General features: G+C 66.5%; 24 protein-coding genes. 21 read left to right on the top strand and 3 right to left on the bottom strand.

Annotated features, from left to right (window positions below; translation table 11 throughout):
* Positions 1-114 precede the first annotated feature (114 nt).
* Complete coding sequence (locus tag ACODRW_RS23265; protein WP_488906807.1) at positions 115-483, bottom strand: hypothetical protein; 369 nt, start codon at positions 481-483, stop codon at positions 115-117.
* Positions 484-740: 257 nt separating this feature from the next.
* Entirely contained in the window at positions 741-1,088 is a 348-nt protein-coding gene (locus tag ACODRW_RS23270; RefSeq protein ID WP_107801535.1) for a Mor transcription activator family protein, read from the bottom strand.
* 231 nt (positions 1,089-1,319) lie between these two features.
* Between ACODRW_RS23270 and ACODRW_RS23275 the strand changes: the two genes are divergently transcribed.
* The 11 genes from ACODRW_RS23275 to ACODRW_RS23325 all read left to right on the top strand — a co-directional run bounded on the left by ACODRW_RS23275 (position 1,320) and on the right by ACODRW_RS23325 (position 10,455).
* Positions 1,320-1,781 (top strand): Gp37 family protein, encoded by a 462-nt coding sequence (locus tag ACODRW_RS23275; protein ID WP_253315575.1) that lies wholly within the window; start codon positions 1,320-1,322, stop codon positions 1,779-1,781.
* The gene (locus ACODRW_RS23280) at positions 1,778-1,972 is read left to right on the top strand and encodes a hypothetical protein (protein WP_486636232.1); all 195 of its coding nucleotides are present in this window, start codon (positions 1,778-1,780) and stop codon (positions 1,970-1,972) included. The genes ACODRW_RS23275 and ACODRW_RS23280 overlap by 4 nt, the downstream gene beginning before the upstream one ends.
* 2 nt (positions 1,973-1,974) lie before the next feature.
* Positions 1,975-3,411 carry a phage tail sheath subtilisin-like domain-containing protein gene (locus tag ACODRW_RS23285; RefSeq protein ID WP_107801532.1) on the top strand — a complete coding sequence of 479 codons (1,437 nt, stop codon included), beginning with the start codon at positions 1,975-1,977 and terminating at the stop codon, positions 3,409-3,411.
* Positions 3,412-3,413: 2 nt separating this feature from the next.
* Positions 3,414-3,938, top strand: a complete 525-nt coding sequence (locus tag ACODRW_RS23290; protein WP_043592621.1) for a phage major tail tube protein — start codon at positions 3,414-3,416, stop codon at positions 3,936-3,938.
* Positions 3,939-4,137: 199 nt separating this feature from the next.
* Complete coding sequence (locus ACODRW_RS23295) at positions 4,138-4,392, top strand: phage tail assembly protein (RefSeq protein ID WP_107801531.1); 255 nt, start codon at positions 4,138-4,140, stop codon at positions 4,390-4,392.
* Positions 4,393-4,417: 25 nt separating this feature from the next.
* Positions 4,418-4,546, top strand: coding sequence for a GpE family phage tail protein (locus ACODRW_RS23300; protein WP_191186169.1), 129 nt, complete (start codon positions 4,418-4,420; stop codon positions 4,544-4,546).
* A gap of 124 nt (positions 4,547-4,670) precedes the next feature.
* A complete protein-coding gene (locus ACODRW_RS23305; RefSeq protein WP_488906808.1) occupies positions 4,671-7,400 on the top strand; it encodes a hypothetical protein in 2,730 nt (909 codons plus the stop codon).
* Positions 7,401-7,612: 212 nt separating this feature from the next.
* Positions 7,613-8,524, top strand: coding sequence for a phage tail protein (locus ACODRW_RS23310; protein ID WP_227106019.1), 912 nt, complete (start codon positions 7,613-7,615; stop codon positions 8,522-8,524).
* Positions 8,525-8,528: 4 nt separating this feature from the next.
* Complete coding sequence (locus tag ACODRW_RS23315; protein WP_107801528.1) at positions 8,529-8,744, top strand: tail protein X; 216 nt, start codon at positions 8,529-8,531, stop codon at positions 8,742-8,744.
* Complete coding sequence (locus ACODRW_RS23320; RefSeq protein WP_488906809.1) at positions 8,741-9,805, top strand: phage late control D family protein; 1,065 nt, start codon at positions 8,741-8,743, stop codon at positions 9,803-9,805. The genes ACODRW_RS23315 and ACODRW_RS23320 overlap by 4 nt, the downstream gene beginning before the upstream one ends.
* A complete protein-coding gene (locus ACODRW_RS23325) occupies positions 9,802-10,455 on the top strand; it encodes a phage baseplate assembly protein V (protein ID WP_488906810.1) in 654 nt (217 codons plus the stop codon). The genes ACODRW_RS23320 and ACODRW_RS23325 overlap by 4 nt, the downstream gene beginning before the upstream one ends.
* A gap of 90 nt (positions 10,456-10,545) precedes the next feature.
* Here ACODRW_RS23325 and ACODRW_RS23330 read toward each other — a convergent pair whose 3' ends face one another.
* Positions 10,546-10,884: a hypothetical protein gene (locus ACODRW_RS23330; protein WP_107801526.1), complete on the bottom strand. Its 339-nt coding sequence runs from the start codon at positions 10,882-10,884 to the stop codon at positions 10,546-10,548.
* Between the two features lie 433 nt (positions 10,885-11,317).
* Here ACODRW_RS23330 and ACODRW_RS23335 point away from each other — a divergent pair, with 433 nt between their 5' ends.
* From ACODRW_RS23335 to ACODRW_RS23380, 10 genes are all read left to right on the top strand, one after another.
* Positions 11,318-12,343, top strand: coding sequence for a hypothetical protein (locus tag ACODRW_RS23335; protein WP_488906811.1), 1,026 nt, complete (start codon positions 11,318-11,320; stop codon positions 12,341-12,343).
* A 10-nt stretch (positions 12,344-12,353) separates the two neighbouring features.
* Positions 12,354-14,342: a hypothetical protein gene (locus ACODRW_RS23340; RefSeq protein ID WP_107801524.1), complete on the top strand. Its 1,989-nt coding sequence runs from the start codon at positions 12,354-12,356 to the stop codon at positions 14,340-14,342.
* 13 nt (positions 14,343-14,355) lie between these two features.
* Positions 14,356-15,417 (top strand): ferritin-like domain-containing protein, encoded by a 1,062-nt coding sequence (locus tag ACODRW_RS23345; RefSeq protein WP_227106029.1) that lies wholly within the window; start codon positions 14,356-14,358, stop codon positions 15,415-15,417.
* A gap of 140 nt (positions 15,418-15,557) precedes the next feature.
* A complete protein-coding gene (locus tag ACODRW_RS23350) occupies positions 15,558-16,790 on the top strand; it encodes a 3-dehydroquinate synthase (RefSeq protein ID WP_199225977.1) in 1,233 nt (410 codons plus the stop codon).
* Positions 16,777-18,012, top strand: coding sequence for a metabolite traffic protein EboE (eboE, locus tag ACODRW_RS23355; RefSeq protein WP_158274405.1), 1,236 nt, complete (start codon positions 16,777-16,779; stop codon positions 18,010-18,012). Before ACODRW_RS23350 ends, eboE begins: the two co-directional genes overlap by 14 nt.
* Positions 18,009-18,950, top strand: a complete 942-nt coding sequence (locus ACODRW_RS23360; protein WP_488906812.1) for a UbiA family prenyltransferase — start codon at positions 18,009-18,011, stop codon at positions 18,948-18,950. Before eboE ends, ACODRW_RS23360 begins: the two co-directional genes overlap by 4 nt.
* 16 nt (positions 18,951-18,966) lie before the next feature.
* Complete coding sequence (locus ACODRW_RS23365) at positions 18,967-19,665, top strand: EboA domain-containing protein (RefSeq protein ID WP_488906813.1); 699 nt, start codon at positions 18,967-18,969, stop codon at positions 19,663-19,665.
* The gene (locus ACODRW_RS23370; protein WP_199225975.1) at positions 19,652-20,542 is read left to right on the top strand and encodes a TatD family hydrolase; all 891 of its coding nucleotides are present in this window, start codon (positions 19,652-19,654) and stop codon (positions 20,540-20,542) included. The genes ACODRW_RS23365 and ACODRW_RS23370 overlap by 14 nt, the downstream gene beginning before the upstream one ends.
* A gap of 4 nt (positions 20,543-20,546) precedes the next feature.
* Complete coding sequence (locus tag ACODRW_RS23375; protein WP_107801520.1) at positions 20,547-21,962, top strand: alkaline phosphatase family protein; 1,416 nt, start codon at positions 20,547-20,549, stop codon at positions 21,960-21,962.
* 1,043 nt (positions 21,963-23,005) lie between these two features.
* Positions 23,006-23,288: hypothetical protein (locus ACODRW_RS23380; RefSeq protein WP_488906814.1), on the top strand; the 283-nt coding region annotated here is incomplete at its 3' end.

Here is a 23,288-nt window from a genome sequence, read left to right on the forward strand (position 1 = left end):
CGCCAGACGCCCCATTGCAAAGCCCAGCTCAATCGAGCTGGGCTTTATGCATTGCGCTGCCGGACGGAACTAGAAGCAAGCCTCCCCAAAGGGAGGCTTTGTTGCGTCCGGCCGTCAGTAATAGCTGACCACCAGTTGGCCGCGCGGCTTGTCTTTGGGCGTGAGGATATTGAAGCTGCGCAGCTTGTCGCTGCGATCCAGGTCGTAGCCTTTGGCGGCGGCCTGGCTGCTGGCTAGGGCGTCGGCGTTGGCGCGCACTGGCAGGTTCTCGCCGTTGGCCGCGAGGGCCTGGATATGGACCGGCGCCTTGCATTTGCCGACTTCCAGCCGGCTGGGGCCGTTGACGCGGCTGGGCGCGTCGAGCGCCAACGGGCATTGGGCTTCGACGATGCGGCCGCTGAAGGTGATGACCCCGCCGTCGGCGTGAGCAAAAGACGACAGCAGCAGGAAAGCCATGGCGGCGAGAGGCGCTGGATGTGTCATGTGGATACCCCGTTTGATCTAGTGACGTTGCGCTCAGCGGTCTGTGGCCGCTGTGGTGGTGTGGCCTTCTAGGTATAGGCGGTATCCGGATTGATTCCAGGAAAAAATTAATATATTAAAACTATATTTAATAGAAAATTGCTATAGATGTTTTAAATCAAGCCTTTATTGGATTAAGTTTGTTTAAAATATGAGTCAGAAAAGCCGCTCTCCGGTTTTGGAGGAGCGGCTTTTTTCATGGGCGCGGCGGGGCGTGTTCAGCCGGTCTGCCCGGCGCGTTGCTCCAGCTCCCTTTGGCGTTCCGTCTTGATGATTTTGTAGATCCATTGCAGCGATACGCCGTAGCGACGCGCCAGTTCCGCGTGGTTGCCGCCGGTGAATTCGCCGTAGATCTGCTGGTCGCGCAGAGAGGACTGATAGGACAAGCCGATGGGGAAGTAGATGTTCTGTCCGCCCCAGTGTTTGGCCATGCGTTCGGCGATTTCCTGCCCCAGTTGCTCCGCTTGTTGTTGTTCGGTGTTGGCGAGCTGTTTCAGCGTCATGGCCACGTGCTGGGCCAGGTCGACGAGCAGTTCCGGTCCTTTGCTGCGAAAGCGTGCTTGCATGGCGTTGTCCTTTGGCGGCGGTATCGATGACGGCCATTATCGCCGTCTTCGCGCGCGCGGCCCGGATGACGGCTGTCAGCGCCGGCGCGGTCCGGCTTTCTGTAAAGAGGGTTAAAAGACCGCAATGGGGACGATGGCGCATCCTTGCCCTCGTTCGATGGCCAGGCGTCGTCGGCAACCGTCCTTGCGAGTGATATCGCCTTTCTTCCCACGATGTCCAGGAGCCCGCCCGTGGCCAGCACTTCCCAAATCGTTGACGCGCTGTTGGCGCGTTTGCGCGGCGCTTTGCCGTCATTGAGCGTCGAGCATTGCGCCGCGCCGGCCGATTACCGGCTTGAACATCCGCAAGGCGCGCTCTTGTTGAGCTATCGAGGCAGCCAATTCGCCTTGCCGCGCGATGTGGCCGGCGTCTGCCAGCTGCGCACGCTGCAGTTGGAGCTGACGCTGCTGCTGCGGCGCGCCGGCGCGCAAGTCAACGATACGGAAGCGCTGGACGCGGCGCGGCGCGCCTGCCTGGGATTCTCCGCGCCGGATTGCCGACCCGCCTGTCTGTCGAGCGAAACCTTTTTGGGCTTCAGCGACGGCATCGCCCGTTACGCCATTTCGCTGGCCGCCGACACCTTGCAGGTGGCGGAGGCGGCCCCGGGGCATGAGCCTGTGTTAACCGCAGTCACTAAGGAGGAGCAAGCATGAAGTATTTGTATTCCGGGCCGATCAGCGGCGTCACTTTGGCCGACGGCCAGGAAATCATGTTGTTTCCCGGCGCCGAGGTGGAGATGCCGGAACAGCACGATTACACCCGCGTGCTGTTGGCCTTGCAGCATCTGAGCCCGTTGCCGCAAGCGGCGGCATCGACGTCCCCTAGCGCTGAACAAGGAGCTTGAGCATGGCAGCCAATTATCTGCATGGCGTGGAAACCATTGAAGTGGAACGCGGCGCGCGCCCGGTGCGCACCGTCAAATCGGCGGTGATCGGCCTGATCGGCACCGCGCCGCTGGCGCCGGAAGCGGCCAATACCCCGGTGTTGTGCCTGTCGGAAAAAGACGGGGCGGCCTTTGGCCCACAGCTGGCCGGCTTCACCATTCCGCAAGCGCTGAACGCGATCTACGATCACGGCGCCGGCACCGTGGTGGTGATCAATGTGCTGGACCCGGCGCTGCACAAGAGCTCGGTCGCCGGCGAGGCCGTGACGCTGGACGCGGCCACCGGCCAGGGCAAGACCGCCAAGGCGGCGCTCTTGAACGTGACGGTGAAGAGCGCCGACGGCGCCACCGCCTACGTGGCCGGCACCGACTACCTGCTGGACGCGGTCAACGGCAAGATCACCCGGCTGAAGGACGGCGCCATCGCCGCCGGCGCCGGCCTGAAAGTCAGCTATGACTACGCCGACCCGGCCAAGGTCACCGCCGCCGACATCATCGGCGCGGTCAACGCCGCCGGCAACCGCACCGGCCTGAAGGCGCTGCAAGACACCTATAACCGTTTCGGCTTCTTCGCCAAGCTGTTGATCGCGCCGGGCTTCTGCACTCAGAACTCGGTGGCCAGCGCGATGGCGGCCATGGCCGACAAGCTGGACGCCATCGCCTATGTCGACGCGCCCATCGGCACCAGCTTCGCCCAGGCGCAAGCGGGCCGCGGCCCGGCCGGCGGCATCAACTTCAATACCTCCAGCGACCGCGTGCGCCTGTGCTATCCGCACGTCAAGGTGTTCGACCCGGCCACCAACGACACCCGTCTGGAGCCGCTGTCGGCCCGCGCCGCCGGCCTGCGCGCCAAGGTGGACAACGACAAGGGCTTCTGGTGGTCCAGTTCCAACCAGGAGCTGGCCGGCGTCATCGGCGTGGAGCGCCAGCTGACCGCGATGATTGACGATCCGCAGTCCGAGGTGAATCTGCTGAACGAGCAGGGCATCACCACGGTGTTCTCCAGCTTTGGTTCCGGTTTCCGCCTGTGGGGCAACCGCACCGCCGCCTGGCCCACCGTCAGCCATATGCGCAACTTCGAGAACGTGCGCCGCACCGGCGACGTGATCAATGAGTCGATCCGCTATTTCAGCCAGCAGTTCATCGACATGCCGCTGAACCAGGCCACCATCGACGCGCTGGTGGAATCGGTGAACGGCTACGGCCGCAAGCTGATCGGCGACGGCGCGCTGCTGGGCTTCAAGGCCTGGTTCGACGTGGCGCGCAATCCGGAGACCGAGCTGGCCGCCGGCCATCTGCTGATCAGCTACAAGTACACGGTGCCGCCGCCGCTGGAACGTCTGACCTTTGAGACCGAGATCACCTCGGAATACCTGTTGAGCCTGAAGGGAGGCAATTGATCATGGCAGGCAAGATTGAAATCAACCGCATCACCAACGCCAACATCTACATCAACGGCAACTCGCTGTTGGGCCGAGCCGAGGAGATCAAGCTGCCGGACGTGTCCGCCATCATGCAGGAGCACAAGGCGCTGGGCATGGTAGGCAAGATCGAGCTGCCGGCCGGCTTCGACAAGCTGGAAGGCGAGATCAAGTGGAACTCCTTGTACAAGGACGTGGCCAAGATCATCGCCAATCCGTTCCAGGCGGTGCAATTGCAGGCCCGCTCCAGCATCGAGACCTACGGCGCGCAGGGCCGCTTGCAGCAGGTCAGCCTGGTGACCTTCCTGACCGTGATGTTCAAGAAGAACCCGCTGGGCACCTACAAGCAGCATGAGAACGCCGATTTCAGCTCTTCCTTCTCCGCCACCTACATCAAGCAGGTCGTGGACGGCGAGGACGTGCTGGAGCTGGACTACCTGGCCAACATCTTCCGGGTGGGCGGCAATGACATGCTGGAACTGTACCGTCGCAATATCGGCGGTTGATGGAGGGCCGGCCGCCGGCCGGCTTGTTTCTCTCTTTCCGCGCTGACGAGGCTGGACCCGGCTTGGCTGGGTCCGCCGGAGCCGCGGGGAGGCGACCGGCGGCTTCAAGCCTTTCCCTAAAGGGCTTTAACAGACCCGCCGGGCCGTAAACCGGACAATGAAGCTCATCAACCACGCAGCCCGTGACCAAGGAGCTCACATGAAGATCAAACTCAAATACCCGTTCACCAACGCCGCCGGCGAACGTCTGGACAGCCTGGACATCAGCCGTCTGAAGCGCGCGGATCTCAAAGCCGCCAGCCATCACAGCCAGGACGACGCGGACCAGGAGGATTTCCTGTTCGCGCGCATGACCGGCCTGACGCTGGAAGACATCGACCAGCTCGACATCGCCGACAGCCGCGCGCTGGCGGACTGCTTTCGCGATATGGTGGGCGTCTCCGACGACGCTTAAGGACTTCGACGAAGCGCTGCTGACCGTGCTGGGCCTGCCGCCGTCGGAAATCGACGCGCTGGCGATGGACGACTACTGGTTTTGGTGCGAGGTGGCGGAGCGAGAGATCCAGCGCCGTCACGAGCGCGAACAGCAGTGGCTGGATCGAGACTGATTTTTCCTGCGCCGCGCGTCCGCGCGGCCCGGGGCCGGCCCGTCCGTCAGGACGCCCGCCGGCCCCACCCGGAGCCGCCGGAGCTGGTTTGGCGGCCTTCCCCTCATACTCACAGGCTAACACCATGGTAAGCGAGTTTTTCATCGGTCTTAAGGTGGGAGCGACGCTGTCCGGGGTCTTCGACAACGCCTTCCGTTCCGCCCGCGCCTCCTTGGACGAACTGGGCAAGACCAGCTTGCGCCTGCGCGACCGCCAGCGCGAGCTGAGCGACAGCGTGGAGCGTTCCCGCAAGGCCTTCGCCGCGCTGGATCTGCCGCAGCTGGAACGGGATCACCGCAAGCTGGAATTGACGCTGGACCGCTTGCGCCGGCGTCACGACGCCTGGCTGGACAGCGTCAAGCGCGGGCAGGGTGTCAAGCTCGCTCTGCCCGGCGTGTCCCAGGTCAGCGAGATGGTGGCCAAGTGCCGCGTCGAGCTGCAGGCCTCGGTGAAGGTCAAGGCGGTGATCGAAGTGGAACAGCGGGTGCTGGAAAGCCAGGAGCGGCAAAAAGACGCCACCTGCAATCCGCGCCCGCCGACCGTGCCCAAGCGCCCGACCCCGCGCGGGGACGGCGGCGACAAGTCCAAGGACGCGCCGCCCGATCTCGAATCCACCCTCCAGCGTCTGCGCACGCCCGGCATCCAGCGATGGATAGGCGTGGCCGACGCTGTTCAGCTGTCCTCGCGCTGGCTGTCCGACGCCGCCGGCAAAACCCACGAAGTCTTGTCCAAAGGCCTGGGCAATAAGGCCTTGCGCTATGTGCACGGCAAGCTCAATCCCTTGCTGGGCGGCAAGCTGCCCAGCGTGGACGCCATGCTGGGCGCGCTGGAAAGCACCCGCGACGCCGGCGACACCGTCGCCAAGGGCGCGGCCAGGGTGGGCCAGGCGCTGCGTCGCTATGCCGACACCCCGGGCAGCGTGCTGGCCAAGATCGCCGCCGCCAGTGAGACGCTGCTGAAAGAAGACGGCGCCAAGGCGGCCCAGCCGGGCAAGGCGGGAGGCGCGGCGGCCAAAGGCAAGGCCGGCGGCGGCAAGATCCGTTCCGCCATTCGTCTATTGCAAGGCCTGCCGGCGCCGGACGCCACGCCCCTGATCGAATTCAACGACAAGGTGGGCAGCATCAGCCGCGATGTGGCCAAGGCGGCCGGCACCGTGCACAAGACCTTGTCGCAAGGCATGGGCAACAAGGCGCTGCGCTATGTGCACGGCAAGCTCAACCCCTTGCTGGGCGGCAAGCTGCCCAGCGTGGAAAGCCTGCTCGGCTCGGTGAAAGCGCTGGAGGACGGCGCGACCAAGGCCGGCGAGATCAGCGACAAGGTGGGCAAATCGCTGCGCCGCTATCAGGACACCAAGGGCGGCTTGCTGAGCAAGCTATGGGCCGCCGGCAGCGAATGGTTCAAGGAAGACAAGCCGGGCACCACTCAGAGCGAGACGGACAAACCCGGAAGCAGCCAGAGCCAGACGGACAAGCCCGGCGGCTGCATGGAGGCCAAGCCCGAGAACTGCTGCTGTTGCTGCCAGCCGGCCACGCGCGACATCGACAAGCCCGGCGACGGCATGGACCCGGATCGGGACGAACGTCGCAAGAAAGAGAAAAAGGACGGCCGGCGCGAGCGCGGCCGCAAAGAGCGGCGACCCAGGCCCAAGCCGCGTCCCAAACCCAGCCCGAAACGGAGGCCAAGCCCGCAGCCGAGACCGAGCCCCAGGCGGAGCCCACGTCCGCGGCGCCTGCCCAAGGGCCGCGGCCTGCCAGGGGGCATCGGCGAAGCCTTCCGTCGCGGTGCGGCGCTGGCCAAGGCCGGAATCAAAGGCTTGGGCAATGCGCTGAAGCAGGTGCCTGGCATGCTGCGTAGCGGTGCGCAGAAAACCGGGGACTGGCTCAAGAGCCTGCCGGGCAAGGCCAAGGCCGGCGCGCAGAGCGCGGCCAGGGCGGCGGGTTCGGTGGCCAGCCGCGTCGGAGCGGGGCTGAAGCGTCTGCCCGGGCTGGCGCGCGGCGGCATCGGCGGCGCGGCCAAGCTGGCCAAGGCGGCGGCCCAGCGCGCGGCGCCCTTGTTGAAGGCCGGCGCCGGCGTGGCCAAGGCCGGACTCGGCATCGGCAAGGAAGTGTTCAAGCGCACCGGCGGCCTGCTCAAGGCCGGCGTCGCCGGTTCGGTGATCACGGCGTTGGAGGCCGGCCAGGAGGCGTGGAACGTCAGCAAGTCCAATCGCAGCCAGACCGAGAAGAACAAGGAGTACTGGAAGATAGGCGGCAAGGCCGGCGGCTCCATCGGCGGCGCGGCGATGGGCGCGGCCATAGGCAGCATGATTCTGCCCGGCGTCGGCACCTTGGTGGGCGGCGTCATCGGCCACTTCGCCGGCAAGTACGCCGGGGAATGGGCCGGCGGCAAGGTGGGTCAGGCCATTCACGGCGCGCCCATGCCCGGCAAGGCCAAGCAGCCGCCCGCCGCGCCGCCTGCCGCCACCCAGCCGCCGTCGCGGCCGCCCAAGGTGGACTTCGGCGCGTCGGCGGGCAAGCGCGGCGGGGTCGGCGCGGAAGTGACGGCCAGCGTCTCGGTGTCCGCCCAGGCGGAAGTGCGCGCCCGGCAGCTGCAACGCCTGCAACAGGGCGGCGCGGCGGCCAAGTCGCCGGGCAAGAGCGCCGGCGGCGGCATGAACGTCACCTTCGCGCCGCACATCACCGTCACCGCCAGCGCGGCGGCCACGGTCAAGCAGCAGGTGCAGCAGGCGGTGCAGCTGTCCTACGCCGAGTTCGAACGCCTGATGCGGCGCTACGAGGCGGACAGGCAACGGCGCAGTTACAGCGCCCGCGCTTGAGAACCGGCGTGCGATTCAGCTGCGCTTCGTGAGACGTGGCACGGTGAGTACTCCTTCGAAATGCTCATGTACCACTCGGTCATTCCGCTTTCTCGGTTGTTTTCGCCTTGTCTCGCTCTTGCTCGCAGCATCGTACCCGGGCTTTCTAAAAGCCGCGGAGCCCGGCGCGCTCGCGCGCCGGGTTCTCTTTCCACCCATTCGGAGGGCAACCCATGTACGCGGTACTGGGCAATATCGAGTTTGATCTGATCAGTTATTTCGACGGCCTGGAACAGCGCAGCGGCAGCGACTTCGCCGAACACGGCCGCATCGGCGGCAAGCCGGTGCTGCAATTCGTCGGCGACAAGCTGGACGAAATCCGCATCGACCTGGTGCTGCACGCAGCCTACTGCCAGCCGGACGAGGAGCTGCAAAAGCTGCAGGCGGCGCGCCTGCAGCACCAGGCCTTGGCCTTGGTGTTGGGCAACGGCGACTACAAAGGCCGCTTCGTCATCGCCGAACTGCAAAGCACCGGCCGCCAGACCGACCGCAGCGGCAGCCTGCTGGCGGTGGAGGCCCAACTCAGCCTACGCGAGTACGGCGGCGACGCGCCGCCCAAGCCCAAGCCGGCGCTGGCCAAGGCCGCCGCCAGCCTGCCCGCGGGCAAGCTCAAGCTGCCGGCCGGGTTGGAGCGCTTCAAGGCCGACATCGCCGGCCTGGCCAAGACCGTGGCCCAGGTCAAAAGCGTGGTGGGCAAGGTCAAGACCGTGATCAACACCGCGCGCGAGCTGCGCCAGCTGGCCGGCCGAGACCCGGCCGCGGCGCTGGAAAAGCTGCCCGGCCTGCTCAAGGAGGTGCAGGCGCTGGCCCCCGGGCTGCAAGTCAGCGGCGAGCAGATGGCCAAGTTCGAGCAATACAGCAAGCTGGCCGGCGACGCGGTGCGCGTGGGCCAGAGCCTGCAGCAGGCCAAGCTCAATATGACGGCGATGGGCCGGCTGCTGGCCGGCACCCAGGCCGGCCAGGTGCTGGACAAGCTGGCCGCCTGCGAAGAAATCAACGGCCGCTCCGAGGTGGCCTTGCGCGAACTGGCCGAGCCGCTGGCCGGCCTGGCCGCCAAGGCCGCGGTGCGGCGCATCCTGAGGTGACCCCATGTTCCTGAATCATGTGACTCAAGAAAACGAACGCTGGGACCAGATCGCCTGGCGTTATTACGGCGACGTCGGCCAGATGGCGCAGCTGATCGCCAACAACGCCCACATTCCCATAGGCGAAACCCTGCCCGCCGGCCTGATCCTGGCCGTTCCGGTGCTGGAGGCCGCGGACAGCGAGGCGCTGGAGCAGCTGCCGCCGTGGAGGCGCTCATGAGCGACAGCCGCGCGCAAGAGGTGCCGACGCCGGCCTTCGAACTCAGCTACAACGGCAAATCCATTACCGCCGACATCGCTCGCCACGCGCTCAGCGTCAGCTATACCGATCACCTGAGCGGCGAATCCGACGAGCTGGACGTGGAATTGGAAGACGTGGACGGCCGCTGGCTGGACGGCTGGTATCCGGACAAGGGCGCCACGCTGGCGCTCAAACTGGGCTATCGCGGCGCGGCGCTGGTGGCGGCGGGCAGCTTCGACATCGACGAAGTGGAATACCGTTCGCCGCCGTCCACCGTGCGCATCCGCGCGCTGGCCACCGGCGTGCAGCACCCGCTGCGGACCAAGAACGGCTGCGCCTATGAGCAGATCACGCTGCAAGCGCTGGCCCAGCGCATCGCCAAGCGCCACCGGATGAAGCTGCAGGGCAAGATCGAGACGGTGAACATAGACCGGCTGACCCAGTACCACGAAACCGATCTGCAATTCCTGCAACGGGTGGCGGACCAGCACGGCTATGTCTGCAAGGTGATGGACAACAACCGCAAGCTGGTGTTTTGGAAGCGCAGCGACCTGATGCGGAGCGCCAGCGTGCGCCGCTACACCCCGGCCCAGCTGATGGCCTGGCAGGCCCAGGACCAGCTCAGCAAGGTGCCGGCCCAGGTGGACGTCAGCTATCACGATCCGGCCAAGCGCGCGCTGCGCACCGCCAGCGTGCGCGCCGACGCCAAGGCGCCGGGCGGCAAGGCCAGCAGCGCGGACACCGTCAAGCTCACCCGCAAGGCCGCCGGCAAGCGCCAGGCCGAACAGATGGCGGCGGCGGAGCTGGAGCGCCGCCAACTGGACCGCACCCGCATGTCCATCACCGTGGACGGCTCGCCGCAGCTGGCCGCCGGCAGCAATATCGATCTGGACGGCTTCGGCAAATTGTCCGGCCGCTACCAGATCCAGCGCGCCAGCCACCGCATCAGCCGCCAGGACGGCTATGTGTGCGAGCTGGAATTGAAACGGGTGAGCGCCGGCGCCGCCCAAAACCCGCAAAAAGAGAGGAGCAAGCCATGATGGACGTACCCCTGCCGGAAGCGCTGGCCACCCTCAAGTTCGGCAGCGTCTCCGCCGTGGACGCCAATACCCAGCGCGTCCGCGTGCGGCTGCCGGAGTTGGGGCGTCTGCGCACCGCCTGGCTGCCGGTGCTCAGCCGCAAGAGCGGCCGCGACAAGGACTACTGGCTGCCGGACGTCGGCGAGCAGGTGGCGGTGCTGCTGGACGCGCGCGGCGAGGACGGCGTGGTGTTGGGTGCCATTTTCTCCGCCGCCGACGCGGTGCCGGTGGCCAGCGTCGATAAATGGCATCGCCGCTTCGCCGACGGCGCGACGCTGGAATACGACCGCGCCGCGCATCAGCTCACCGTCAGCGGCGGGGTGCAAAAAGTGGTGGTGGAAGCCGGGGCGGAAATCGTCCTCAAGGCGGGCGCCAAGGTCAGCATAGACGCGCCGGCCACCGAGATCAGCGGCACCCTGCTGGTCAAGGGTCTGCTCACCTATCAGGGCGGCCTGAACGGTTCCGGCGGCAGCGGCGCCAGCTTCTCCGGCAACATCAGCCAGAGCGGCGGCAGCTTCAACAACGCCGGCGGCGACGTGGTGGCCAGCGGCAAGAGCCTGGCCGGCCATGTGCATCCGGCGCCGGGCGGCATGACGGGCGGGCCGGTGTAGGCGCGGCGCTTAGCTGGGCCGCGGCGGCGTCAAGCACCCAGCCCCGACGGATCTCTCCGTCGGGGCTGGCTTGCGTGTTGAATCAATCCCTTAGAGCAGCCGGTTCAACTCGCTGGCCGCATTCAGCTGCATCGCATGCAGCGGCTCCAGCATGAAGGCGAGGTGCTGGTCTTGCGTTCCGCCGTCTGCGCTCTGCCACAGCAGTTGCAAGGCCGCGCCCAGGCTGCTGTTGGCGGCGTCCAGCTCCAGCAGGTGGCGGCTGGCGATCTGGCGTATGGATTGGCGGCAGCGGCTCAACTCGTCTATCACCGCGTCCAGCACGCCCAATTCCGTATGTTGCTGGCGCAGCGCCTGCAATTGGGCGATGGCCTGCCCCAGCTGACGCGTGGCTTGGCCTTCGGCGGCGGAGGGGAGGGAGGAGAGGGCCATGATGAGGTTTCCAATTGATGTCGGCGCAGCCTGTCCGGGACCGATCGGAAGCGGGCAAGTCCATGGCGGGGCGGCTGCCGGCCTGCGCGGGCCGCGTTCCCGGCGTCGGGAAAGCCGGCGCGTCGTGGATTGTCGTCCAGCGCCGAGCTTGGGGTCAAGGCCGGGAAGAGGACTGTCGCGCCCGCGTCGTTTTAGTCCGCATTTCACATTTTCCTTTGCGACTGATCCGCCGCCGGCTATAACCACACTTACAAGTCATGATAAAAGCATGTGTTTTTCTGTGTGTTAATACTAAGTGACTATACGTAGTGCGCTGCATCAGGGAGGGCGGGTCAGCCGCCCGTGAAGCGGCGCCGTCCGTAGCGCGTCGGGCAGGAAGCGGCGGCCAAGGGGGCGGATGGCACCGGGGGTTCCAATACAAGGAGCACGATCGATGTCATTGCAACAGTCTGTCACCGCCAGCGCGCGCTGGGGGTGGCTGCTTCTGGCCTGCGTCGCCGCCGGCGCCCAGGCCGCCGACATGCCGGAGGCCTCCGCGGCCGCCGCGCTCAAGGCCTTGAAAAGCACGCCGGCTGGGCGTCACAGCTATTACACCGGCGGCGTGCACAACACCGTAGGCTGTCTGTTGCCGGGCAGTTGCGTCTATCCGCGCAAGCCCGGCGAACCCAGCGATCCGCTGTTCCCCGAGTGGTGGGTCAGCGATTGGACCATGTATCGCATCTTCAATCAGGCGGCGATCCAGCAATACCCGCCGCCGTACGCCTCGCCGCCGGCCGGCATGAGCGAGGGTCAGGACTACGAAAAGTCCTACGGCGCCAGCTACTACGACGCCAGCTATGTGCCGGCGGACGGCGACGGCCGCGGCGCGATGATGGAACACTATGAAAAACGCTGCCTGCCCATCTTCCCCGGCAGCAACCAGTACAGCTGCTCCTTCGTGTCCTTGGGCAACAAGGCTTATTTCCTGCGCTACGCGGACCGGCCCAAGGGCACGCCGCAGTGCTGCCAGTTCTCCTTGGACAATCACCCGCCGCGCCGCGACTTCATCAAGCATCTGCCGTACAACGCCGAGCAGAGCACGCACTTGAACGGCAGCGTCCAGGCGTACTCGCGGATAGTGCAGCCGGGCAGCATCCTGTTCGGCTACGCCTTCTATAAGCAAGCGACCCGCGACGGCGGCAAGGGCGTGCCGTACCGGCACCCGCAGTCCTTCTTCTTCTCAGGCGATCCCGGCTCTCCGCCGGACGCGCCCATGGTCAGCCAGAACTACAGCAACTTCCGCGCGCAGAAGCCGGACCCGAAACGGACCTGGCTCAAAGTGGCCGAGATGTGCCCGGCCAAACCGGAATGGTGCTGCCTGTTCGCCACCGATTGCCCGGACAAGGGCAAGACCGACGCGCCGGCGGCCGACAAGGCCAACGCTCAACCCGACCCGAGTTGGGCCACTTTGCAGCCGTAAAGGAACCGCCATGAGTTATCTCGACTCTCCCCGCATTCACTTTTCCGGCTACTTCCAGTCGGACGTGTCCACCGTCAACAACAATGTCTGTTATTACGATTCCGACGCCTTCAAGGAGGAATACCAGCAGTTGTCCACGACCGGCGGCGACGGCGGTTGGAACCCGCAGGGCACCGCCATCTTCCGCTTCGTCAGCTGCAGCGTCACCGGCGCCAGCCTCAACGGCAAGCCGGTCACCAGCAGCGCGCAGGACCCCATCATCGGCATGGCGATGGAAAACGCCGATTGCCGCGCGCCGGGCAAAATGGCGGACCTGGACCCGCAGCAGCAAATGGTGTCCCAGATCTGGGCCTTGCAAGTGCGGCTGACCGACAATGTCGAGCGCGCGCTGTTCATCGGCGACATGCTGCCGGTGGGCTTCATGAATCTGTGGCAGCGTCAGCAGCAGGGCATCCGCTCGGACCAACTGCTGGCCGCCAACTACCAGTCCATCCTGGAAAACGTCCAATGGCACGGGCACAGCCACTCGCCGGTGTTGGAGGCGCTGCGCAAGGCCAGCCAGCACGGCCTGCTGGCCATCGAGTTCAATCTGTTCGGCTACGGCCGCGACCCGTCCATTCCCCGCTATACCCAGGGCCATATCGTCGGCACCATCGGTCCTTACCACGACCGCGAACCCCGGCACTTCGTCATGGGCCGGCAAATGACCGCGCAGCTGGACCCCAACCCCAATGAATATCCGATGGTGCCCTCCGGCGGCGTCTACAGCTTCCAGTGCCAGAACCACCCGGAGCGCCAGACGCTGACCGCGGACTTCGGCAACGCGCTGCCCATCGTCGACGCCAGCGGCGCCTTCGTCGACATGGGCACCTTGACGCTTGGGGTGTTGAAACAGCCGGCGCATGCGCCGATCAGCGGCAATCTGCCCAAGGACCAGGTCATCGTGCTGGGCCAGGTGGCCTACGACCCGCCGCAGCCGGGCGCGGCGGCCAGCGACGAGCCGTCCGAGTGGTATCGCCAGACCGCGGCGATCCAGGACTTCGATTACTCGGCCATCCCCGGCGCCAGGCAGGCGCTGGAAGCTTGCCCGGTGTTGCTGCTGGCGCCGTCCGGCGGCGTGTTCCAGGTGCTGGTGCAGGAGTCCATCGACGGTCTCTATGTGCGTTCCGACGAACACGTGCTGCGGCTGAACGCCGGCCAACAGCTGCCGGTCAGCTTCTTCGCCAGCCGCTACGGCAAGCCGCTGTCCGCGCAGGTGAACGTGGAACTGCTGCCCAACGGCGCCACCCTGATGGGCGGCGGCCAACCGTTGCCGCCGTCGCCGCCGCACAATAAACCGGTGCTGCCGCCCAGGATCAGCGTGCCGGCGGACGCGGTGCACTATCCGGCCTGTTTCCACACCAACGACAACGGCCACGGCCGCGCGGAGATAGGCGCGATCCCGGCCGGACCGGGCAATCCGCGCGGCTATATCGACGGCCAGTTGTACGGCATCGGCTACCAGCTGCAGCATCAGCCGCAGGGCTATGTCAGCAATTACTGGAACTTTGTCAGCGTACTGGCCTTCAACCGCGTGCCGGTGCCGGAACACCCCACCTGGTACGACGATATCCGGCCCATCTTCGTCCAGTACGGCAACCTCTATCCCATCATGAGCAAATACGTGGTGGACCTGGGCGATTACGACTCCGTGGTGCGCCATGTGGACATCCTCAAACTGGCGTTCGCCCTGCCGATGAGCGACCCCAATCACATGCCGGTGACGCGCGACCTGTCCGAAGACAAACGCGCCATCATCCTCAAGTGGCTGAACCAGACCGACGCTCAGGGCAAACCGCTCAAGGGCGCGCCGCCGGCCAAGGCCGCCGTCCTGCCCGCGCCGCAAGCGGTGGACACCGACGCGGTGGCGGTGAGCCTCGACGCCTTGCAAGTTGCCGGCAAGACCGCGGTGGTGATGCAACGCCAGGCGCAGCGCAAAGCCGCGCCGTCCAAGGATTGAGGGAGAACAGGCCATGATTCGCTTGCAACGCAGCATCATCCACGGCATCCGCGCCGCCAAGACCGCGGCCGAACTGCACTACTACCTGCAAAACGCGGTGGAACTGGAGCACGCCACCATCCCGCCCTATCTGACCGCGATGTTTTCGCTGAAGCCGGGCTACAACGAGGAAATCCGCCAGCTGATCCACAGCATCGTGATGCAGGAAATGCTGCATATGTGCATCGCGGGCAATATTCTGATCTCCATCGGCGGCCACCCGCAGATCAACAAGCCGCCGTTCATCCCCAAGTATCCGGGGCCCTTGCCGATGTCCATCGGCGGCGATGACTTCATCGTGGGCATCGAGCCCTTTTCCAAGGAGCTGGTGTTCAACACCTTCATGGTGATCGAGGAGCCGGAAGACCCGGTGCCGGTGGAAACGCCCAAGCTCGCCGCCGAGGACGAGCCGGACTACGCCACCATCGGCGAGTTCTACGACGCGATCAAAAAGAAGATCAAGGAACTGGGCGACGGCATCTTCATTCCGGCCACCGTGCCCAAGCAGGTGCTGGGCTGGTTCTCGCCGGAGCGGCTGTTCCCCATCAAGGACATCGCCAGCGCCCTGCACGCCATCAACATCATCATTGTTGAAGGCGAGGGCACCAGCACCAATCCGAACCAATCGCCGGGCAACCCGGCGCACTACTACAAGTTCGGCGAAATCTACTACGGCCGCCGCATCGTCAGCACCCCGGACGGCGGCTACGCCTACGCCGGCGCGGAAGTGCCCTACGACCCGGCCGGGGTCTACCCCATGGTGTCCAATCCGCAGGATTACGACTACCAGGACAACACCCAGGCCAAGGTGAGGGTGGAAGCCTACGCCTACAGCTACAGCAGCCTGCTCAACGCCCTGCACCAGGCTTTCAACGGCGAGCCCAAGCGCATCGACACCGCCATCGGCCTGATGTACGACCTCAAAGTGCAGGCGGTCAGCCTGATGGAGACCCCGGTGGCGCCGGGCAGCGCGCAGACGGCCGGGCCCAGCTATCGCTACGTCAACACGCAAGGAGGCATGGACACCAGCGATTAAACGCGTCGGCGGAGGAGTAGCGCCCAAGCGGTCCGGTTAGCGCCGGACCGCGTTTGCCGTCTCTTCCGCCTCGTCGGCGCGCCGCGCGAGGATGTCGCGGCGCGCGGCGGATCATGAACCGGTTTTCTAGGAGCACAGCCATGCCACTGTCAGCCAGCAAGCCAGGCCTCAGCGACGCCGCGGGCGGCCGCAGCGCCGGGGCCATGACCATGCAGCGTTTCAGCGTGCCGTTCGAATACCCGGTGTATTTCGGGCGCGGCCTGCTGAGCGACCCCGGCAACCCGCTGTTGCGGCAAGCCATCTGCCGGCGGGAGCCGGAACGGCGGCACCGCTTCGTGGCGCTCATCGACCAAGAAGTGGCCGCCGCCCACCCGCAGCTGCCGGCTGCGTTCGAACGCTACGCCCGGCGTCACCGCGCCGCGCTGGAACTGGCCGCGCCGCCGCGTCTGGCCCAGGGCGGCGAGGCGTGCAAGAACGAGCCGGAGCAGCTGCTCGCGCTGCAAAGCTGGCTGCAGCAATGCCATGTGGACCGCCACAGCTGCCTGGTCATCGTCGGCGGCGGCGCGCTGCTGGACATGGCCGGCTTCGCCGCCGCCACCACCCATCGCGGCGTGCGCGTGGTGCGCATGCCCACCACCGTGCTGGCGCAGAACGACTCCGGCGTCGGCGTCAAAACCGCGGTCAACGCCTTCGGCGCCAAGAACTTCCTCGGCGCCTTCGCCCCGCCGTTCGCCGTGCTCAACGATTACGACTTCATCGCCAGCCTGCCGCGCCGCGACCGCATCGCCGGCATTGCCGAGGCGGTGAAAGTGGCGGCGATACGCGACCGCGCCTTCTTCGACTGGCTGGACGCCAACGCCGAAGCGCTGGCCGCCGGCGACGACGAGGCGATGCAATGGATGATACGGCGCTGCGCCGAACTGCACCTGAACCACATCGGCCAGGGCGGCGACCCCTTCGAGTTCGGCAGCGCCCGGCCGCTGGATTTCGGCCACTGGGCCGCGCACAAGCTGGAAGCGCTGAGCGGCTACGCGCTGCGCCACGGCGAGGCGGTGGCGATAGGCCTGGCGCTGGACTGCCGCTACGCGGTGCTGACCGGCCTGTTGCGCGAAGCCGCCCAGCTCAGCCTGCACCGGCTGCTGCTGCGGCTGGGCTTTGCGCTGTGGCACCCGGCGCTGGACTGGCGCGACGGCGAGCGCCGCCAGGTGCTGGCCGGGCTGGATGAGTTCCGCGAACACCTTGGCGGCGATCTGACCATCACCCTGCTGCAGCGTCTGGGGCAGGGGGTGGAAGTGCACGCCATCGACGCGGATCGGATGAACGCGGCCATAGACTGGCTGCGCGACAGGAGCGATGACCATGTTGCTGCTTGACCCCCAACAACGGCCGGACAGCGTGTCGGCCCCCCATTTGCCCGCGGTCCACATGAGCTACTGCAGCAATATCCATCCCGGCGAAAGCTGGCAGGAATTGCGCGCTCAACTGGGCTTCCACCTGCCGCGCATCAAGGCGCGGGTGGCGCCGGACCGGCCGTTCGGCCTTGGCCTGCGGCTGTCCGCGCTGGCGGCGCGGCAACTGGAAGAGCCGCCGGCGCAGGCGGAATTCCGCGATTTTCTGGCCGAGCACCAATGCTATGTGTTCACCCTCAACGGCTTCCCCTTCGGCGCCTTCCACCGGCAAGCGGTGAAGGACGGGGTCTACCTGCCGGACTGGCGCGACCCGCAGCGGCTGATCTACAGCAACCGGCTGGCCCAGCTGCTGGCGGATCTGCTGCCGGCGGAACTGGAATACGGCAGCGTCAGCACCGTGCCCGGCGGCTACCGCCAGCACCTGAGCGGCGACGGCAGCGGCGCGCTGTGGATCGCCACCCATCTGCTGGAGCACGCCGCCTTCCTGCACCGGCTGCGGCAGGACAGCGGCCGCCGCATCGTGCTGGCGCTGGAACCGGAACCGGATTGCCTGCTGGCCACCAGCGAAGACGCGGTCGCCTTCTTCGAACTGCACCTCCTGAGCCGGGCCGCGCTCAACCAGGTGGCCAAATGGTGCGGCGTCAAACGCGAGGAGGCCGAAGCCATCGTGCGCCGCCACCTGGGCGTATGCCTGGACGCCTGCCACGCCGCGGTGGAGTACGAACAGCCGGAAGACGCGGTGGCGCGGCTGGACCAGGCCGGCATCGCCATCGCCAAGCTGCAGCTCAGCGCCGGCCTGCGCGTGACCCGGCCGGACCGGATGGCGGCCGAGGCGCTGCGCGCCTTCGCCGAAGACACCTATCTGCACCAAGTGGTGGCGCGGCGCGGCAGCGAGCTGTGGCGTTATCCGGACCTGCCGGCGGCGCTGGCGGCGCTGCCGCGGCAGCCGGCCGACGAATGGCGCATCCACTTCCACGTGCCCATCTGCCACGCCGCGCTGGGGCCGTTCGCCAGCACCCAGGATTTCCTGTCGCGGCTGCTGGCGCTGCAACGCCAGCGCCCGCTGAGCGGACATCTGGAAGTGGAAACCTATAGCTGGGGCGTGTTGCCGCCGGCCCACCGCCAGGGCGACCTGGGCGAGGCGATCTGCCGGGAACTGCAATGGGCGGAGGGCCAGCTGCGATGAGCGGACAGCCCGCGCTGCCCATACCCAAGACCAGCGCCCGGCGGCGGCTGTCGCGGCGGCATGCGCGCCAGACCCGCCGGCGCGTGGCCGGGGTCTGGTCGCTGGCGCTGCGGCTGGGCCGGGTGTCCAACCTGCCCACGGTGTGGAGCAACGTCCTCGTCGGCGCCGCGCTGTCCGGCCACGTCGCGGCCGGCGGCCCGCTCGCCTTGCTGCTGTTGTCGCTGTCGCTGATCTATGTGGCCGGCATGTATCTGAACGACGTCTGCGACCGCCACATCGACGCGCGCGAACGGCCGGAACGGCCGATACCCGCCGGGCTGGCGTCGGCCCGGCTGGTGCTGCTGGCCGGCTCGGCGCAGTTGGCCGTCGGCGTCGCCCTGCTGGCGGCGCTGGGCCTGTCCGCCTTGCTGGCCGGCCTGTGCCTGGCCGCCACCGTGGTGCTTTACGACCTCTGGCACAAGGGCAACCCCTTGAGCCCGCTGCTGATGGGCCTGTGCCGGATGCAGGTCTATCTGATCAGCGGCCTGGCGCTCGGCGCCGGCGCGCTGTCCGGCCCGCTGCTGCTGGCGGCGCTGGCGCTGCTGGCTTACCTGATCGCGCTGACTTACGTGGCCAAGCAGGAAGGCCGCGCCGGCCTGGGCCGCGTGGCGCCGCTGCTGGGCCTGGCCGCGCCGCCGCTCTACCTGCTCAGCCAACCGTTCCAGCCCTGGGCGTTGCCCTTCCTGCTGCTCAGCCTGGGCTGGAGCGCGCATTGCCTGCGGCTGGCCCGGCCCGGACCCGGCCGCGACATGCCGCGCGCCGTCGGCGGCCTGATCGCCGGCATCGCCCTGGCGGACGCCTTGTTCATCGCCGCCGCGGGCCTGCCGCAGTGGGCGGCGCTGGCGGTCCTGGCCACCTGGCTGACCCGGAGCTGGCAACGCCGGGTGCCGGGCACTTGAACGGAGAATCTGCGCGATGGAAACGCAAACCATGCTGGCGGACCAACTGCACGCCAGCCTGCTGGACGCGGCGGACCGCCACAACGCCGCCCAGGCGCTGGTGTGGCTGGAGTCCTGTCGCCGCCTGACCGCCGCCGTGCCGGAGCCCGCCGCCGCGCGCCGGCTGTTCAGCGTGGCCAACCGGCAACTGGCGGCGCTGACCCTGTTGCCCAAGGGCGCGATCAAGGCCTTGCAGGCCCAGCATGTGCTGGCCGCCGAAGCCTGGTCCCCCGGCGACGCCGGCCGCGCGCTGCTGCTGCTGCGCGCCCTGGCCGCGGGCGCCGGCGCGGCGCTGGCCTTCGATCTGTATCGCGGCGGCGACAGCCTGGAACAGCAAGCGGTGGTCAAGGCGCTGATCCTGCTGCCCAGGCCGGAAGACTGGCTGGCGCTGGCCACCGACGCCAGCCGCAGTCACGTGGCCGGCGTGTTCCAGGCGCTGGCCTGCGACAACGTCTACCCGGCGCAACAGTTTCCCGATCTCAATTTCAACCAGCTGGTGCTCAAGGCGCTGTTCACCGGCGCGCCGGCGCGGCACATCGCCGGCCTGGAGCGGCGCTGGAGCCCGGAGCTGGAACAGATGGTGGCCGCTTACGCCAGCGAGCGCCGCGCCGCCGGCCGCAGCGTGTCCGACGACGTCGTTTTCCTACTGCAAGGACTGCATCATGAAAATGTTTGATCCGCACATCCACATGACCTCCCGCACCACCGACGATTACCAGGCGATGAGCCGGGCCGGCATCAGCGTGGTGGTGGAGCCGGCGTTCTGGATGGGCCAGCCGCGGCGGCACGTCGGCAGCTTCGACGATTATTTCCTGTCGCTGCTGGGCTGGGAGCGTTTCCGCGCCGCGCAATTCGGCATCCGCCACTTCTGCACCCTGGGCCTCAACCCCAAGGAAACCAACAACCCGGACGTGGCCGACGGCGTGATGGCGCTGCTGGAGCGTTATCTGGACAAGGACGGCGTGGTGGCGGTGGGGGAAATCGGCTTCGACGACGAAACCGAGGCCGAGGAGCGCTACTTCGCCCGCCAGCTGGAACTGGCGATACAGTTCGACCTGCCGGCGCTGGTCCACACCCCGCACCGCGACAAAAAGGCCGGCACCCTGCGCAGCCTGGCCCTGGTGCGCGACAGCGGCATCGCGCCGGAACGGGTGCTGATAGACCACAACACCGAAGAAACCCTGCCGCTGGTGCTGGACTCCGGCTGCTGGGCCGGCCACTCCATCTATCCCAACACCAAGATGGACGAACCGAGGATGGTGGCGCTGGTGCGCCAGTACGGCAGCGAACGCATCATCATCAACAGCGCGGCCGACTGGGGCGTCAGCGACCCGCTGAAAGTGCCCAAGACCGTGGAGGCGATGCGCGCCGCCGGCATCGCCGAGCGCGACATCGAAACCATAGTCTGGCGCAATCCGCTGGACTTCTTCGCCCAGAGCGGCCGTCTGGACATCGAAGAAGCCAACAGCCCGCTGGCGGTGGACCAGCGCCGGCTGTACCAGGGCAACTCCGTGCTGCGCGGCCAAAATCCGCAGGTGGACATCGTGGACTGACATCATGCAACGCACCCTCGTTCTCAACGTGGTGGGCCTGACGCCGCAGCTGCTGCGGCACGCGCCGCACCTGAGCCGGCTGGCGGAGCGCGGCGCGCAGCGCCCGATCACCGCGGTGACGCCGGCGCTGACCTGCCCGGCGCAGGCCACTTATCTGACCGGTCAGCTGCCGCAGGCGCACGGTTGCGTCGCCAACGGCTGGTATTCGCGCGAACTGGCGGAGCCTTTGTTCTGGAAGCAGAACAACGCCTTGATCCAGGGCGAGAAACTCTGGCACGAGGCCCGGCGCCTGCACGCCGGCTTCAGCTGCGCGCAGTTGTTCTGGTGGTACAACATGTACGCCGACGTGGACTGGAGCGTGACCCCGCGCCCGATCTACAAGGCCGACGGCCGCAAGCTCCCGGACTTTTACTGCAACCCGCCGGAACTGCACGCGGAACTGCGCCAGAAGCTGGGCGATTTCCCGTTATTCCACTTTTGGGGGCCGGCGGCGGACATCCGCTCCAGCCGCTGGATCGCGGACTGCGCCTTGCATCTGTACCGCTCGCGCCAGCCCACGTTGACCCTGGTTTACTTGCCGCATCTGGATTACTGCCTGCAAAGGCTGGGGCCGGACCATACGGAGGTGGCGGCGGAGGTAGCGGCAGTGGATCAGTTGTGCGGCGAACTGATCGAGCAGGCGGAGCGCGACGGCAGCCGCGTCATCGCGCTGTCCGAGTACGGGGTCACGCCGGTCAGCAACGATATCGCGATCAACCGCATCCTGCGCATGGCCGGCTGGCTCAAGGTGCGGGAGGAGCAGGGCGAGGACAAGCTGGATTGCGGCGCGTCGGCGGCCTTTGCGCTGGCGGACCATCAGATCGCTCATGTCTATGTGCGTCAGCCGGAGCTGGTGCCGGAGGTGAAGGCCTTGTTGCTGGAGCTGGACGGGGTGGAGATGGTGTTGGATCAGGCCGGCAAGCGTTTGCTGGGGCTGGATCATCCGCGCTCCGGCGAGCTGGTGGCGGTGAGCCGGCCGGATCGCTGGTTCAGTTATTACTATTGGCTGGACGACGCGCACGCGCCGGACTTCGCCCGTACGGTGGATATTCACCGCAAGCCAGGTTACGACCCGGTGGAGTTGTTCCTGGACCCGACCTTGAACTGGCCGAAATTGAGCATTGGCTGGACTTTGCTCAAGCGCAAGCTGGGCATGCGCAGTTTGTTGGAGGTGATTCCGCTGGACCCGTCCTTGGTGCGGGGTTCGCATGGGCGTCCCACCTTGAACCCGGAGCACGGGCCGTTGATGATCAGTTCCTTGCCGGACAGTTTGCCGCCGGGGTCGGTGCCGGCGACGGCGGTGCGGGACATCATCATGGATCATATGTTTGGGGAGGTGGAGACGCGGCTGGCGTATGGGGCGCATGGGGTGATGGAGTAGGGGTTTTGGTTTATTCCGGTGCGACGCTTATTGACTGGTTCTCCTTATGATTAGGGTTGTGATGGGTGATGGTTTTTCTGTTGAGTCCGCTGCGCGGATGATGATTTAGGTGCCGCTTTCCGCGCGGCGAACGGGGAGGGGGCGGGCCGCCGCCCCCTTCCAGCCCCCCTCGTCCCCCAGGACGCGAAACCCCGAAGAAAAAGGGGCCTGCAAGGCGCGGCTGAACTCGCGATTTGCTAGCGTCAAATCGCTCAAACAAAGCAGCCGCTTAAAACCTTGCAGACCCCTTTTTCTCCGGCGCGCCCCGAGGGGACACTTGGGCGCTACACAAGGTGGTCTTTTTTGAATAAGAGAGGTGGTTTAGCGAAGTGGGTCATTTCTGTGAATAACTTGACCCCATTGCTCTTGTCTGTGGATAAACCTAGCTCCCTAAAAGAAAGCATGTATCCGACGCGCCCCTGGTCCCTTCAAGCCTGCCGCCGGGTGGCAGGCCCGAGGTCTTAAGCGGCTGCCCTGTTTGAGCGATTTGACGTTAGCAAATCGCGGGTTCAGCCGCGCCTCGGGCCTGACGGAAACCGGCGGGAAGCCGTAGGCCAGGCTTGCAGGGCGGCCTTTGGGGTGTCTACGTGCGAATCTTTGATTCGCTCAGTGATAGGGAATTTGGCCGAGTTGTTCCCCTTCCTGCTCGCCGGGCAGCCCCGGCAATGAAAATCATCATCCGCGCAGCGGATACAAAACCCACACACCGAGCCACACCAACCACCCTACCTTGACCCCGCCCGCCCCCTCGGCAACAATCCCCCCGTTGCCGCCTACACGCGGCACCCGGGATTGGCGTCCCGTTTCCGAAGTCGACAAGCCAACGCAGCATGCTGCGTTGGCTGCTTTATCCATGGCAAGGCCGTTTTGGCAGGCGCATGGTGGGAGAGCGCTATGCGCTCGCCGGCAAGACTTCGGACCGGTACGCCAATCCTGCCACGCGCCTGCCTCACCTCAGCTTCCCCGGCAGGTGGTTTATCTTGTGTCACAGCAGGAGAAACACCATGCAACATTCTCAAAACTTCCCCCGTCGTCGTCGCTACAAACTGCACTCGCTGGAACAGCAGGAAGCCTTGCTTCCCTTTGTTCGCTTCTGCCCCGGCCGCACCTATCGGCATTACTGGCAAATGCCCACGCCCCGTAAGGATTACCCCGCCGACAGCGCCTATGGCCGCGAATGCGCGGCCCACCTGCTGCAATGGATGAAGGACAACCGCGAATATGTCGGCAAGGGCCTGCTCAGCCGCGTGGCGCGCGACATCGATTTTGACGACCGCGACGGTCGCG

It is taken from the genome of Chromobacterium sp. FG89, from assembly GCF_057808735.1.

What these genes read in the sequence shown, in the direction of transcription:
- ACODRW_RS23265 (WP_488906807.1), bottom strand. Translation starts at nt 483, where the DNA reads ATGACACATCCAGCGCCTCTCGCCGCCATGGCTTTCCTGCTGCTGTCG.
- ACODRW_RS23330 (WP_107801526.1), bottom strand. Translation starts at nt 10,884, where the DNA reads ATGGCCCTCTCCTCCCTCCCCTCCGCCGCCGAAGGCCAAGCCACGCGT.
- ACODRW_RS23305 (WP_488906808.1), top strand. Translation starts at nt 4,671, where the DNA reads ATGGTAAGCGAGTTTTTCATCGGTCTTAAGGTGGGAGCGACGCTGTCC.
- ACODRW_RS23285 (WP_107801532.1), top strand. Translation starts at nt 1,975, where the DNA reads ATGGCAGCCAATTATCTGCATGGCGTGGAAACCATTGAAGTGGAACGC.
- ACODRW_RS23290 (WP_043592621.1), top strand. Translation starts at nt 3,414, where the DNA reads ATGGCAGGCAAGATTGAAATCAACCGCATCACCAACGCCAACATCTAC.
- eboE (WP_158274405.1), top strand. Translation starts at nt 16,777, where the DNA reads ATGTTGCTGCTTGACCCCCAACAACGGCCGGACAGCGTGTCGGCCCCC.
- ACODRW_RS23350 (WP_199225977.1), top strand. Translation starts at nt 15,558, where the DNA reads ATGCCACTGTCAGCCAGCAAGCCAGGCCTCAGCGACGCCGCGGGCGGC.
- ACODRW_RS23345 (WP_227106029.1), top strand. Translation starts at nt 14,356, where the DNA reads ATGATTCGCTTGCAACGCAGCATCATCCACGGCATCCGCGCCGCCAAG.
- ACODRW_RS23360 (WP_488906812.1), top strand. Translation starts at nt 18,009, where the DNA reads ATGAGCGGACAGCCCGCGCTGCCCATACCCAAGACCAGCGCCCGGCGG.
- ACODRW_RS23340 (WP_107801524.1), top strand. Translation starts at nt 12,354, where the DNA reads ATGAGTTATCTCGACTCTCCCCGCATTCACTTTTCCGGCTACTTCCAG.
- ACODRW_RS23320 (WP_488906809.1), top strand. Translation starts at nt 8,741, where the DNA reads ATGAGCGACAGCCGCGCGCAAGAGGTGCCGACGCCGGCCTTCGAACTC.
- ACODRW_RS23280 (WP_486636232.1), top strand. Translation starts at nt 1,778, where the DNA reads ATGAAGTATTTGTATTCCGGGCCGATCAGCGGCGTCACTTTGGCCGAC.
- ACODRW_RS23375 (WP_107801520.1), top strand. Translation starts at nt 20,547, where the DNA reads ATGCAACGCACCCTCGTTCTCAACGTGGTGGGCCTGACGCCGCAGCTG.
- ACODRW_RS23370 (WP_199225975.1), top strand. Translation starts at nt 19,652, where the DNA reads ATGAAAATGTTTGATCCGCACATCCACATGACCTCCCGCACCACCGAC.
- ACODRW_RS23325 (WP_488906810.1), top strand. Translation starts at nt 9,802, where the DNA reads ATGATGGACGTACCCCTGCCGGAAGCGCTGGCCACCCTCAAGTTCGGC.
- ACODRW_RS23270 (WP_107801535.1), bottom strand. Translation starts at nt 1,088, where the DNA reads ATGCAAGCACGCTTTCGCAGCAAAGGACCGGAACTGCTCGTCGACCTG.
- ACODRW_RS23295 (WP_107801531.1), top strand. Translation starts at nt 4,138, where the DNA reads ATGAAGATCAAACTCAAATACCCGTTCACCAACGCCGCCGGCGAACGT.
- ACODRW_RS23365 (WP_488906813.1), top strand. Translation starts at nt 18,967, where the DNA reads ATGGAAACGCAAACCATGCTGGCGGACCAACTGCACGCCAGCCTGCTG.
- ACODRW_RS23315 (WP_107801528.1), top strand. Translation starts at nt 8,529, where the DNA reads ATGTTCCTGAATCATGTGACTCAAGAAAACGAACGCTGGGACCAGATC.
- ACODRW_RS23310 (WP_227106019.1), top strand. Translation starts at nt 7,613, where the DNA reads ATGTACGCGGTACTGGGCAATATCGAGTTTGATCTGATCAGTTATTTC.
- ACODRW_RS23335 (WP_488906811.1), top strand. Translation starts at nt 11,318, where the DNA reads ATGTCATTGCAACAGTCTGTCACCGCCAGCGCGCGCTGGGGGTGGCTG.